This window comes from Cellulophaga omnivescoria (assembly GCF_001999725.1).
Lineage (GTDB): Bacteria > Bacteroidota > Bacteroidia > Flavobacteriales > Flavobacteriaceae > Cellulophaga > Cellulophaga omnivescoria.
Genome location: NZ_MDDP01000043.1, coordinates 1 through 13824, shown reverse-complemented (window position 1 = coordinate 13824; position 13824 = coordinate 1). Strand labels below are relative to the sequence as shown.

General features: G+C 30.7%; 12 protein-coding genes and 1 other RNA gene. 7 read left to right on the top strand and 6 right to left on the bottom strand.

From position 1 onward, the window contains the following. The first annotated feature begins 2 nt into the window (after positions 1-2). Positions 3-1121, top strand: coding sequence for a 3-isopropylmalate dehydrogenase (gene leuB, locus BFJ87_RS13250; protein WP_077405464.1), 1119 nt, complete (start codon positions 3-5; stop codon positions 1119-1121). Here leuB and BFJ87_RS13245 read toward each other — a convergent pair. After that, complete coding sequence (locus tag BFJ87_RS13245) at positions 1114-2352, bottom strand: peroxiredoxin family protein (protein ID WP_077405461.1); 1239 nt, start codon at positions 2350-2352, stop codon at positions 1114-1116. The genes leuB and BFJ87_RS13245 overlap by 8 nt on opposite strands. Positions 2353-2478: 126 nt before the next feature. On the opposite strand from BFJ87_RS13245, the gene pheT reads away from it, so the two are divergent. Then, positions 2479-4905, top strand: coding sequence for a phenylalanine--tRNA ligase subunit beta (pheT, locus tag BFJ87_RS13240; protein ID WP_077405458.1), 2427 nt, complete (start codon positions 2479-2481; stop codon positions 4903-4905). Positions 4906-4918: 13 nt separating this feature from the next. On the opposite strand, the gene BFJ87_RS13235 is transcribed toward pheT, so the two are convergent. After that, the gene (locus tag BFJ87_RS13235; RefSeq protein WP_245799635.1) at positions 4919-5473 is read right to left on the bottom strand and encodes a fasciclin domain-containing protein; all 555 of its coding nucleotides are present in this window, start codon (positions 5471-5473) and stop codon (positions 4919-4921) included. A 123-nt stretch (positions 5474-5596) separates the two neighbouring features. Then, on the bottom strand, positions 5597-7219 hold the full coding sequence (locus BFJ87_RS13230; RefSeq protein ID WP_077405456.1) for an ABC-F family ATP-binding cassette domain-containing protein: 1623 nt from the start codon (positions 7217-7219) through the stop codon (positions 5597-5599). A gap of 169 nt (positions 7220-7388) precedes the next feature. Here BFJ87_RS13230 and BFJ87_RS13225 point away from each other — a divergent pair, with 169 nt between their 5' ends. Beyond that, a complete protein-coding gene (locus tag BFJ87_RS13225; RefSeq protein ID WP_077405453.1) occupies positions 7389-8783 on the top strand; it encodes a hypothetical protein in 1395 nt (464 codons plus the stop codon). An 87-nt stretch (positions 8784-8870) separates the two neighbouring features. On the opposite strand, the gene fsa is transcribed toward BFJ87_RS13225, so the two are convergent. From fsa to ffs, 3 genes are all read right to left on the bottom strand, one after another. Then, positions 8871-9524, bottom strand: a complete 654-nt coding sequence (gene fsa, locus BFJ87_RS13220) for a fructose-6-phosphate aldolase (protein WP_013622225.1) — start codon at positions 9522-9524, stop codon at positions 8871-8873. Between the two features lie 76 nt (positions 9525-9600). Beyond that, positions 9601-10410 (bottom strand): SDR family oxidoreductase, encoded by an 810-nt coding sequence (locus tag BFJ87_RS13215; protein ID WP_077405450.1) that lies wholly within the window; start codon positions 10408-10410, stop codon positions 9601-9603. A gap of 83 nt (positions 10411-10493) precedes the next feature. Then, positions 10494-10591, bottom strand: an RNA gene (ffs, locus tag BFJ87_RS13210) — signal recognition particle sRNA small type. A gap of 88 nt (positions 10592-10679) precedes the next feature. Between ffs and BFJ87_RS13205 the strand changes: the two genes are divergently transcribed. From BFJ87_RS13205 to BFJ87_RS13190, 4 genes are all read left to right on the top strand, one after another. Further along, on the top strand, positions 10680-11729 hold the full coding sequence (locus BFJ87_RS13205) for a glutaminyl-peptide cyclotransferase (RefSeq protein ID WP_077405447.1): 1050 nt from the start codon (positions 10680-10682) through the stop codon (positions 11727-11729). Positions 11730-11733: 4 nt separating this feature from the next. Next, a complete protein-coding gene (locus BFJ87_RS13200; RefSeq protein ID WP_077405444.1) occupies positions 11734-12126 on the top strand; it encodes an acyl-CoA thioesterase in 393 nt (130 codons plus the stop codon). 428 nt (positions 12127-12554) lie between these two features. Beyond that, positions 12555-13286 (top strand): LytR/AlgR family response regulator transcription factor, encoded by a 732-nt coding sequence (locus tag BFJ87_RS13195; protein ID WP_077405441.1) that lies wholly within the window; start codon positions 12555-12557, stop codon positions 13284-13286. 138 nt (positions 13287-13424) lie between these two features. Beyond that, positions 13425-13688 carry a translocon-associated protein subunit alpha gene (locus tag BFJ87_RS13190; RefSeq protein WP_077405438.1) on the top strand — a complete coding sequence of 88 codons (264 nt, stop codon included), beginning with the start codon at positions 13425-13427 and terminating at the stop codon, positions 13686-13688. The last annotated feature ends 136 nt before the right edge of the window (positions 13689-13824 follow it).

Sequence of the window (13824 nt, the reverse complement as noted above, 5' to 3'; positions counted from 1 at the left end):
TTATGAACTTAAAAATAGCTCTTCTTAGCGGTGATGGTATAGGACCAGAGGTTCTTGCACAAGCAGTTAAATGTCTACAATCTGTAGAGACTACTTTTAATCACCATTTCACCTTTTCCCCTGCTTTAGTTGGTGCTACCGCCATAGACCAAACTGGCAACCCTTTACCAGATGAAACCTTAGAACTTTGTAAAAATTCTGATGCGGTATTATTTGGTGCAATTGGCGCTCCTAAATATGATAATGACCCTAATGCAAAAGTACGTCCAGAACAGGGCTTACTTAAACTTAGAAAAGAGTTAGGTTTATTTAGCAATATTAGGCCTGTACGTGTTTACCAAAGTTTAATAGACAGGTCTCCACTTAAAAAAGAAATAGTTTCTGGTGTAGATTTCACTATTTACAGAGAGTTAACCGGAGGTATTTACTTTGGAGAAAAAAAATTAAATGAAAAAGGAACGGTAGCATCGGACCTTTGTGAGTATTCTGAAAAAGAAATTAGCAGAATTGCACATTTAGCATTTAAAGCTGCAAAAAGTAGAAGAAAAAAAGTAACACTTGTAGACAAAGCAAATGTATTAGAATCATCTAGACTTTGGCGTAAAGTAGTTACAAGGATAGGTACAAGCTATCCTGAAATTGAATTAGACTTTTTATTTGTTGATAATGCTGCAATGCAAATGATTTTAAATCCATCACAATTTGATGTCATTTTAACCAATAATATGTTTGGTGATATAATTTCTGATGAGGCTAGTGTTATTACAGGTTCTATTGGATTACTAGCTTCTGCATCTGTTGGTACTGATAATGCTATGTTTGAACCTATTCACGGTTCTTTTCCGCAGGCAGCTGGTTTAGATATTGCTAACCCAATAGCTGCAATATTATCTGCTGCAATGCTATTAGAACATCACGGCTTAACAGAAGAAGCACAAGCTATACATATGGCTGTAGAAAATGCCATATTAAACAATGTTGTTACTCCAGATTTAAATGCTGATAGTACTTTAGGTACAGATTACGTTGGCGATTATATAGCCAATAGCATAGTTGATACAGATGAGTATTTACATTTAAACGATGAAAATATAGGCTTAGGAAAATCTACTATTATTTAGTAGATTTTTCTTTTAATAAACTATTTACTGTATTTGTAAAATCGGCTTTAAACTCTGTGTACTTTTCTCCCGTTGCCGGACCATTAAAACCTGTATGTATTTTACGTACATCTCCACTTTTATCAATTAATATTGTTGTAGGGTAAGATAAAATATGGTTTAACATAGGTAATTTTTGTTGCGCTTGCTCCTTGCTAGAGTTGCCATATTGTGCTAATAAAATAGGATACTTTACTCCTACTTTTTCTTTTAAACGTTTTATTTTATTAAAAGCACTTTCCTTTGTTTTAGCATATTCAAAAGCCAAAGAAACTATTTCTAAATCTTCATTTTTATATTCTTTTAAAAACTGAGTTAAAAACTTTGTTTCATCCAAACAATTAGGACACCATGTACCCATAATTTGCACTATTACTACTTTGTTTAGATAAGCCTCATCACTTAAAGAAACAGTCTTATTATTTACATCAGGAAAAGAAAAATTTAATTTTTTATACCCTTTATTTAAATAGGTAAGTGTAGTATCTGCAGGCAACTCATAAGCTTCATTTCTTTTTGCAAAAAAAGGTTCTTTAAAATGATTACCAGAATAAAAAGTACCTGCTAAAACAGAATCTGTAACCTTAGCAGTAAATAAAAATGCGTGTGCTCCATCAAAAGTAGAAAGCCTTAAAGAGTCACCTTCCATTACACCTTCTAAATACCTGTAATCTCCTGTGGTAGTTCTAAAAGTACCTGTAACTTTAGCATCAACCTGCTTAAAAATACCTTTAGCAATATAACTATTAGTTGTATTAGGACTAAAAACAGTTTCCCAAATACCAGTTACATTTTTACTTGGAGTTTTGCCTATTTTAAATCGGCTTGCATCATTATTAAAAACTGCTTTAAAAGGCACTACCCTATCTAAACTTTCTTTAATAAAACTTCCTGTAATTTCAGTAGCAGTAAATTTCCCTTTTAAATACCCTTCAAAAACAGGCATTTTTATAGTTATAGAGTCGTTTTTTAAATTAATTTCATCTACTTCTATTACTTCATCAGCATTAAAAACTTGTATTGAAATCACGTTTGCATCCTTATAATTTACTGCAAAAGTAAAAGGTAGCACCTCATTATCTTGCACTTGTAGTTGCGCTAACCATTTACCTTCTTCTAATTTTTCTTTTTTTGGCGTTGAACAAGAAAAAACAAAAAGTAAAGCAATAGGCAAAAATCTTAAAATCTTCATAATAAAGTGGTTTTTGTAAAAATCGTAATATAATTTGAAAGCTTACAATAAAAAATGGTAATTGATTAAAATATGTGTTGAATGTCTATACGCATTGTTCTATCTTTGGGGTTTTAAATTTTTAGAATGAAAATATCTTACAACTGGTTAAAACAGTTTTTACATATTGATTGGGAAGCTGATAAAACGGCAGAATTATTAACAGATTTAGGTTTAGAAGTAGAAGGAATTTCTGAATTTGAAAGCGTTAAAGGCGGACTAAAAGGTATTGTGGTAGGACACGTATTAACTTGTGTTAAACACCCTAATGCAGATAAACTAAAATTAACAACTGTAGATATTGGAGCAGATGCTCCTGTACAAATAGTTTGCGGAGCTCCAAACGTAGACAAAGGACAAAAAGTACCTGTTGCTACAATTGGAACTACTTTATATACAGCTGAGGGTGAAGCCTGGAAAATTAAAAAAGGTAAAATACGTGGCGAAGAAAGCCACGGAATGATATGCGCAGAAGATGAACTTGGTTTAGGACAAAGCCATGATGGCATTATGGTATTAGCAGATGATTTAAAACCTGGTACGCCTTGTGTAGATATTTTTGATGTAGAAGTTGATACTGTTTTTGAAATAGGCTTAACTCCTAACCGTGCAGATGCAATGAGTCATTTTGGTGTTGCCAGAGATTTAAGAGCAGGTTTAATACAACAAGAAATTAAAAAAGAATTAATTACGCCACCAGTAACAAACTTTAATGTAGAAAACAGATCATTAAAAGTTACTGTAGATGTACAAAACAACGAGTTAGCTCCAAGGTATTGTGGTGTTTCTATTAGTAATTTAGAGATTAAAGACTCTCCGGCTTGGTTAAAAAACAGGTTGCGCGCTATTGGTTTAACACCTAAAAATAATGTTGTAGATGCTACTAATTATGTACTACATGAATTAGGACAGCCATTGCATGCTTTTGATGCTAATAAAATTAAAGGTCACAAAATAGAAGTTAAAACAGTTGCTGCTGGTACTAAGTTTACAACTTTAGATGATGTAGAAAGAGAACTGCACGAAGAAGACTTAATGATTTGCGACGAAGAAAAACCACTATGTATAGCTGGTATATTAGGTGGTAAAGACTCAGGTGTAACAGAAAACACAACTGCAATATTTTTAGAAAGTGCTTATTTTAATCCGGTATCTGTACGTAAAACTGCTAAAAGACACGGTTTAAATACTGATGCATCGTTTAGATTTGAAAGAGGTATAGACATCCAAAATGTAGAATATGCGTTACGGAGAGCTGCCTCGCTTATTAAAGAAATTGCCGGCGGAGACATTACATCTGATATTATAGAACTATACCCTAAAAGAGTTGAAGATCATGAAGTGTTTTTAACTTATGAAAAAATAAATAAGTTAATAGGGCAGAACATACCAGGAGAAACTATAAAATCTATTTTAACATCTTTAGATATTAAAGTAAAAAATGTATCTGAATCTGGAATGGGTCTTGCAATTCCTTTTTACCGCGTAGATGTACAAAGACAAGTAGATGTTATTGAAGAGATACTAAGAGTTTATGGTTACAACAACATAAACTTTACTACAAAACTTAATGCATCTATAGCTACAACATCTAGGTTTGAAGATTACAAATTGCAAAATGTTATAGGGAACCAATTAGCTAGCCAAGGTTTTTATGAGATTATGGCTAATAGTTTAACCACTATAGATTACAATAAACACTCAGAAAACTTAAAAGATAGTAATTCTGTAGCAATGCTTAATCCACTTAGCTCAGACTTATCTGTGTTAAGACAGTCTATGTTATTTAGTGGTTTAGAAGCAATATCACACAACATTAATAGAAAAAATTTAAATCTTAAGTTTTTTGAGTTTGGTAAAACGTATCATAATTACTTAGATAAAAGAATAGAAAACAAACATTTATCTTTGTTTTTAACTGGTAAACAAGAAGATGAAAACTGGTATGCTTCCCAGAATAAATCAGATTTCTTTTACCTAAAATCTTGTATAAGCACAGTATTAAGTAAGCTTGGTATAAATAAAACAACATCTTCTCCTATAGAGAATGATGTTTTTCAGGAAGGATTATCATTAAAGGCTAACAAATTAGCAATAGTAGAATTTGGTGTTATTAAACAAAGCATAACTTCTGATTTTGATATTAAACAAGAAGTTTTGTTTGCTGATTTTAACTGGGATAATATTATAAAATTAGCAGCAAATAATACAATTGTTTTTAAAGAGATTAGCAAATACCCAAGTGTTAAAAGAGATTTTGCACTTTTGCTAGATACAACAGTAAACTTTAAAGACCTTTATGATATTGCCTTTGAAACTGAAAAAAAGTACTTAAAAGAAGTTAATTTATTTGATGTTTATACTGGTGATAAATTACCAAAAGGCAAAAAGTCTTACGCAGTAAGTTTTACTTTATCTGATGATAAAGACACCTTAAAAGATAAACAAATAGACAAAATTATGTCTAAGCTAAGAAATAACTACGAGAAAAAATTAGGAGCAGAATTACGTTAATGTATTAACGTAATTAAATCTGCTTTGGTAAAATTACGCTGTCTATCAGATGCATAACACCATTACATTGTTCTGCATCTGCAGCTGTAATTTTAGCTGATTGACCTAGAGCATCTGTAAGTATTATATCTGTCCCCTTCATTGTTGCTACAATTTTTTTACCTTGTATAGTGGTATAAGTTGCAACACCGTTTCCTTGGCACATTGCTTTTAAAATTTTAGAAGCAGATATTTTACCCGCAATTATATGGTAAGTAAGCAAAGAGGTTAAGTCCTTTTTATTTTCACTTTTTAAAAGCTCTGTAATTTTCTCTGCAGACATTTTACTAAATGCTTTATCACTTGGGGCAAAAACAGTAAAAGGACCATCATTACGCAACAAATCTTCTAAATCTGTGCCTTGCATAGCAGCTAATAATGTTTTGTGTGTTTGTGATTGTTGCGTGTTTTCTACAATAGAAAAATTAGGGTTCATCCCTTGATTATTAGTTGTTGTAGAAGTGTTTTGAGCAGATAAATAGCCTGCAGACAGCAGTGCTATTACTAGATGAATTAGGGGGAATTTCATGCGAATGTAAAAGTAAATATCATTATAATTGTCGGTGAACGGCTTAAGTTCACCGACAATATACAACTTTTACATTACTATACAACTATAAAATGCGCATTTTATCGGTAAAGTAACAATTTGTTAAGATTGATATAACTTTTCTCTTTGCTCTTTTATAGACTTATCAGACATATATTCATCAAAAGTTAAGTACCTATCTATAGCTCCATTTGGTGTTAACTCTATAATTCTGTTAGCAACAGTATTTGCAAACTCATGATCATGTGTTGTAAATAAAACAGTCCCTTTAAAGTTTTTTAAAGAATTATTAAAAGCAGTAATACTCTCCAAATCTAAGTGGTTTGTAGGCTCATCTAACATTACTACATTAGCTCTTAGCATCATCATTCTACTTAACATACAACGTACTTTTTCTCCTCCAGATAATACAGTACATTTTTTAAGTCCTTCTTCTCCACTAAAAAGCATTTTACCCAAAAAGCCTCTAATATGTACTTCTTCTCTTTCCTCTTCCGTTTTTGCCCATTGGCGTAACCAGTCTACCAAATTAATAGGCTTGCTAAAAAAATCAGAGTTATCTGCAGGCAAGTAAGATTGTGACGTTGTAACACCCCATTTAAATTCTCCTGAAGCTGCTTGCTTGTTACTGTTTATAATTTCATAAAAAGCGGTACTAGCTCTAGAATCTTTGGAAATTATTGCAACTTTATCTCCCTTCGCTAAATTTATATTAACATCTTTAAAAAGTAAATCTCCGTCTTCAGAAACAGCAGAAAGGTTTTCTACATTTAATATTTGGTCACCGGCTTCTCTTTCCCTCTCAAAAATAATTGCAGGGTATCTTCTACTTGATGGTTTAATATCATCAATCTTTAATTTAGAAAGCATTTTTTTTCTAGAAGTAGCTTGTTTACTTTTTGCCACGTTTGCACTAAAACGCATAATAAACTCCTGTAATTCTTTAGCTTTTTCTTCGGCCTTTTTATTTTGCTGAGCTCTTTGTCTTGCGGCAAGCTGACTACTCTCATACCAAAAAGTATAGTTACCAGAGTATAAATTTATTTTTCCAAAATCTATATCACCTATAGATGTACAAACAGCATCTAAAAAGTGCCTATCGTGTGACACCACAATAACTGTATTATCATAACCTGCTAAAAAGCGCTCTAGCCAGTTAATAGTTTCATAATCCAAGTCGTTAGTAGGCTCATCCATAATTAAAACATCCGGACTACCAAATAATGCCTGAGCCAATAAAACACGTACTTTAAGTTTAGAATCTAAATCTGCCATAGAAGAGAAATGAAATTCTTCAGAAATACCTAAGTTAGATAGCATTGTAGCAGCAGCACTATCTGCGTTCCAACCATCCATTTCTTCAAAAAGCACCTGTAACTCCCCTATTCTATCTGCATTTTCATCATTATAGTCTGCATAAAGGGCATCTATTTCCTTTTTAATTTTATACAAAGGCTTATTACCCATAACCACAGTTTCCTGTACGGTATACTCATCATAGGCATTATGGTTTTGCTCTAAAATAGACATTCTTTTACCTGCCTCTAAATGCACGTGTCCAGATGTAGGATCTATTTGTCCTGATAATACTTTTAAAAAGGTAGATTTACCAGCACCATTGGCACCAATTATACCATAACAATTTCCTTGGGTAAAAGTTACGTTAACATCATCAAAAAGGACTCTTTTTCCAAATTGAACAGATAAATTAGATACTGATAGCATATTTTTATTTTAAAATTTGTGCAAAAATAGTGAATTAAAACCCCTAATGCCAATACATTTTAACCAATAAACAGTGTATTTTATCTTTCTAATATTATTTTTAACGACACATTAACAATAGTACACCTTAAGGTTCATTAAATTTGTGTGTAACGTTAGCTATTACTATATGAATAAATTTTTACTTTTTCTTTCCATTTCTTTTTTAATAAGTTGCGGCGAGAAACAAAAAAACTCCCCCTACATATACTTTGCTGGTGAAATTGTAAACCCTAAAAACGATAGTGTTGTTCTGTATAAAGATGATCGTAAGGTTTGCGCTAGTAAATTAGACAGTAATAACAGGTTTGCTTTTGAATTAGATTCTTCGGCCGAAGAGGGTTTATACCATTTTGGTCATAAAGAAGTACAATACATTTATCTAGAAAAAGGAGATAGTTTATTAATTAGGGTAAATACCGTAGATTTTGACGAGTCGTTGGTTTTTGATGGTATTGGACAAGAAATAAATAATTTTTTACTAGAAATGTTTCTAACCCACGAGAATGAGGAACTAAACATTGTAGATAAAATGTATGTATTAGAGCCTAGTGACTTTAGCAAAAAAGTAGACTCCTTACATGACATAAAAATAAGTGCTTTAAACAATTTAAAGGTTGATGCAAACTTATCTGATAATGCTGTAACAATTGCTAAAACAGGTATAGATTATACAACTTACTTGTACAAAGAAAAATACCCCTTTAAACACAGAAGAGCACTAAAAGAAAAAGCTTTAAAACAACCACCAGAAGATTTTTATGCTTACCGTAAAGATTTAACATACAACAATCCTAATTACACATACATTACTCCATATTACAATTTTATGAAACAGCACTTTGGTGGTATGTCTTATATAAATTGTAAAGAAGGTTGTGAAATAAATGGTAGTTATTACGTAAATCAGTTGCATTTTAGTGAACACCAATTAAAACTGATTGATAGTATGGTTGGAGAAAAAAACCTAAAAGATAACTTAATGAGAAATGTAGCTTTAAATTACCTTTTACGTTCCGATGATACCTTTGACAATAACAAATTATTTATGCAAGGTTTGCATACCATTGCCGGTAAAAATAAGCACATTGCAGAAATAGATTCTTTGTTTGTTAATATAGAGCGTTTACAACCTAACAATAGCTTGCCAACTATTTATGTACAAGGGTTTAATGGCGATGAGAAAACATTAAAAACTATTAGTGAAAATGATAAAAATGTAGTTTTTTACTTTTGGATGGGTGAAAACAACAAGCACTTTAAACACATTATTAACCGTGTTAACAAATTAAAAAGTGATCCTAATAATAAAAACACATTTATTGGTATTAGTTTAAGAACAGATAAACAAAGTTGGGAAAACATTATAAAATCTAACAATTTAGACCAAGAGACACAGTATAGAGCAAAAAGCCTAAAAACTATAAATAACGCTTTAATAATTAATGGAAAATTAAACAGAGCCATAATTACTGAAAACGGTAAAATTGAAAATGCATTTGCCAATATGTATGGCGAGTTTTAACAGATTAAAAACAGCTTTATTTAGAACACAAAAAAATCCCCTAAAATAATTTTAGGGGATTTTTATATTTTGAAAAAAGGTAATTACTTAGTTCCCTTTTTTATAGTCTTCTAAAAATTTAGCCAATCCACTATCAGTTAAAGGGTGTTTTAATAAACCTTCAATAGAAGATAAAGGACCTGTCATTACATCTGCTCCAATTTTAGCACAATCTATAACGTGCATAGTATGCCTAACAGATGCAGCTAGTATTTCTGTAGAAAAAGCATAGTTATCATATATATGTCTAATCTCGGCAATTAAGTTTAAACCGTCTGTAGAAATATCATCTAACCTACCAATAAATGGAGACACATAAGTAGCACCTGCCTTAGCAGCTAATAAAGCTTGTCCTGCAGAAAAAACTAAAGTAACATTAGTTCTTATTCCTTTGTCAGAAAAATACTTACAAGCTTTAACGCCATCTTTAATCATTGGTAATTTCACAACAATTTGCTCATGTAACTCTGCTAACTCAGTACCTTCTTTTATCATTGCTTCATATTCTGTAGCAATAACTTCTGCAGAAACATCGCCATCTACAATATTGCAGATATCAACATAATGTTTTAAAATATTGTCTTTACCAGTAATGCCTTCTTTGGCCATTAAAGAAGGGTTAGTTGTTACACCGTCCAAAACACCTAGTTCTTGTGCTTCTTTTATTTGTGCCAAATTTGCTGTGTCAATAAAAAATTTCATCTTTTGTTTTTTAAAAATTATGTTTTAAGTAAATATGGTTAACAGTTAATCTGCTTATTTTACAATTGTTACAAAACTACAATTTGTAATGATTCAATAATAATTTTTCATACGTTTTATCTGGTAAAATTTTCTTTAAAAACAATGAAAATTTTTGCATAAAAGCCCCTACTCTATAATGTACTTTAGGCTTTTTAGTATTCATTATTTTAAAAACCATTTCTGCAACCTGTATAGGGTCACTACCTGAGTCTACGTGCTCGTTCATTACATTTAATGTATTACCGTATGGTTTTTTATAAGGAGAGGAATCTAAAAGAGGGGCATGATACCTACCGGAAGCAATGTTTGTAGCAAAATCTCCTGGCGCAATAGTTGTTATATGCACACCAAAATCTTTAACTTCCATACGCATTGCCTCTACAACAAGCTCCAGAGCTCCTTTACTTGCAGAATAAATACCTCTATAAGGCAAGCCCATATAACCAGCAATAGATGTAATATTAATTATTAACCCATTTTGTTGTTTTCTCATCTGCGGCAAAACAGCTTTCATTAAATGTATAGGTCCATTTAAATTAACATCAAAAGCATTAACAATTTCTTTATTAGGTGTTTCTTCTATTGGACCTGTAATACCAACACCAGCATTATTAACCAAAACATCTAAACAACCTTCTTGCTCTATAACATAAGATACAGCTTCATTTATAGTTTCTGTATTTCTTACGTCTAAATTAACTAAGTTAAAATGATTAAAATTTGGATATTTAGTTTTATCACGTGTTGTGCCATACACCGTATAGCCTTTTGCAGTTAAATATATACCTATAGATTTACCTATACCTGAAGAACCGCCTGTTATTAAGACTATTTTATTACTCATATTATGTAAAATAATTATGAGTGCAAATTAACAAATAAATAAAAGATGGTGGAAATTATGCTTTGCCAAATTTAGCGCATAAAAAAAGGCAAGCTACCTACATCGCACCGCTCAACCGCGTACCCTTGCTGCGTTCCCACCCTGGGGGATTAAGCAGGAGCTGGTCGTGTAGGACTTGCCGAGTGCAAATATACAATCTTTTAAATTTTTCGCAATCATTTTTCATTCTAATTTTAATTAAATACCTTGCTATTATTAACAGCATTATTATGAAAACACTTAAGCTTTTAACTTACAGCGCACTAACAGTATTATTAATTTCCTGTGGCGGAGCAAATACACCCGCTTCTAAACTATTTGAAATAGAAGTTAAAGGTGAAAAAGCTAAATTTCATCAAAATGAAACAGTAGATATCACCGTTAAGAATAAAAAAAATAAAACTATTAACGCTATTACCTATAGCATTGATGGAAAAAAAATTAACTTACAAGACAATAAATTAGTTTTAAACACAGAAAAAGTAGGTAACAAAACTGTTACCGCAGAAATAAGTTATGATGATACTGTTGTAGAAGTTTCAAAAAAAATAACCGTGTTTGCAGGTACCTCTCCTAGTATATACACTTATGAAATTTTAAATGAATATCCGCATAATCCAAACTACTTTACACAAGGCCTAGAGTTTTATAGAGACACATTGTATGAAAGCACTGGAAAAAGGGGAAAATCTGTTCTAGTAAAGTTAGATTATAAAACTGGTACTATTTTTAAAGAGCACAAACTAAAGGGTACACAGTTTGGAGAAGGTATTACTATTTTAAACAATAAAATATACCATTTAACATGGCAAAGTAATATTGGTTTTGTTTATAACACTGATACTTTTAAAGAAATAGATCAATTTACATACGGAAAAAGTAAAGAAGGCTGGGGATTTTGCAACGATGGAGAAAAACTATACAAGAGTGATGGTTCTGAAAAAATATGGACGTTAAATCCTAATACTTTAATTGAAGAAGATGCTATTGAAGTATATACAAATAGTAAAAAACTAATAAAAATTAATGAATTAGAATACGTAAACGGTAAAATTTACGCTAACACTTGGCAATCTGGACAAGATGTAGCTGTGATTATAGATCCAAGTAGCGGTGTTGTAGAAGGAATTATTAATTTTAATGGGTTAAAAGATAAAGTTACAAAAACTGATAATGTAGACGTTTTAAATGGTATAGCTTATAACCCAAAGACCAAAACATTTTTTGTTACTGGTAAAAACTGGGATAAAATGTTTGAAGTTAATATAATAAAAAAGTAAGCTTTTGAAAGTCTACCACAAAACCATAAAAGTTACTACAGATGATTTAGATGATCTAAATCACGTAAACAATGTTAGATACTTACAATGGGTACAAGACATTTCTAAAGAACATTGGCAAACATCTGCAAGCAAAGAAGTTCAAAATAACCATATGTGGGTGGTTAGCACACATTATATTGAATATAAGTCTGCCGCTGTTTTAAACGATGTAATTAAGGTTAAAACATATATTAAAAAATCAGAAGGTGCAATATCTGTTCGTATAGTAGAAATGAGAAATGCTGCTACTAATAAATTTATACTAAAAGCAAAGACAGAGTGGTGTTTGTTAAACTCTAAAAGTTTTAGACCCATACGAGTATCTGAAGAAATAAAGAATATTTTTATTGAGTAATACAGATAAATACAAAATTTATATACCTTATTATATATAATACATTTCTTAAAACGGTAAAAGAGTATATTTTACATATTACTTTATTTAAAAAATAGAATTAAACGGGTACTCCTCTGTATTTTAAATAATTTTTTTCAATTATAATAATATGGATAAAATATTATTTCCTTTAGTTTTTATTAAAAAACACACTTAAAAACGTCTTAAATTCGGCTATTTGTATAGTTCTTATTGATTTTATAAACAACCCCTTATAAATTAAAATAAAACAACTATTTATTTCATTTTCTTTTATTTTTGTAAGTTTATACACCAAAAATACAATAATACCAACATTTTAACACTTAAAACCACAAAAAATTAGAGGTTTACCTATAATCAATTTTGTGTATGTATACGTAATTTTATGCTAGAGAACTTTAGCTATGAATTATTCATATACAATAATAGGAAACTCTGCTGCTTCTAACTTACAACTTCAGTATTATTTAGAAGAGTATAAGGACTTTATGTGCGCTGATATTTCGGATAATGCTAACAACGCACTAAACAGTATACTTAAATACAGTCCGGATATCATTTTTATAGACCTTCAGAAAAATGCTTTAGAATATTTTCAGATGGTTTCAAACCTTCATCAATATATTAATGAAATTCCACTAATTATTGGTATAAGTAAAAATAAAGAATATGCTTACGAAGCCATTAAAAATGGTTTTTTTGATTACTGGTTACTTCCATATAATGAGTTTGATGTTAGAAAAGCTGTTTTTAAAATAAGAAAACAATCTCCAAAAAAAGAAACAACACAAACACTTTGTCTTCAATCCTATAAAGATTTTCAGTACATAGAAACTACAGATATACTTTATTTAAAGGCAGATAATAATGCAACAGATATATATTTAAATAGTGGTAAAATAGTTAGCGCTTTTAAAACCCTTAAAACTTTTGAAAATAAACTACCTGAAAACTTTATTAGAATACACCAAAGTTACATTATAAATAGTTCATACGTATCTGGCATTAATTATGGTAAAAATATTTGTGTCATAAAAAAGAGCGATGTTAAACTACCATTCTCAAAAACATACAAACAAAAAATAGATATAATTAAAAATAAAATTAGCAAAAACGCTATTTCAACACAGAATTAATTAAAAACTAACAAAACCAACCCAAACACTAACAAATATATAACTTACACTAACAGATATAATTTCTTACTAATTTTATACGTAGATGATTATACTTTAGCAAAGCAATAAAAATATATTTAACCAAAAAAAACAATTATGAAAAATTTAATTAACCTGCTTGTATTATTTATTTTTAGCCTATTATTATTTTCTTGCGATGTAGACAGCAATTCTAACGACGCACTTTACGACAACATTAGTGTTACAGACGATGATGAAGTAGAAGCCCCTAAAGGTAGTGGCGGTGAAGTTAGCACTGATGATGACGAAGTAGAAGCCCCTAAAGGTAGCGGTGGTGAAGTTAGCACTGATGATGACGAAGTAGAAGCCCCTAAAGGTAGCGGTGATATAGACATCTGATGCTGCCGTCTATCTTGAGGTCATGGTGATGCGTCTACTATGACTAGATATACAAAAAGATATAGGAAATATTAATTATAACATTACAACAATCAAGACAAAACCTCATAAGAAAGACTATGTTTAAATTAAAAAT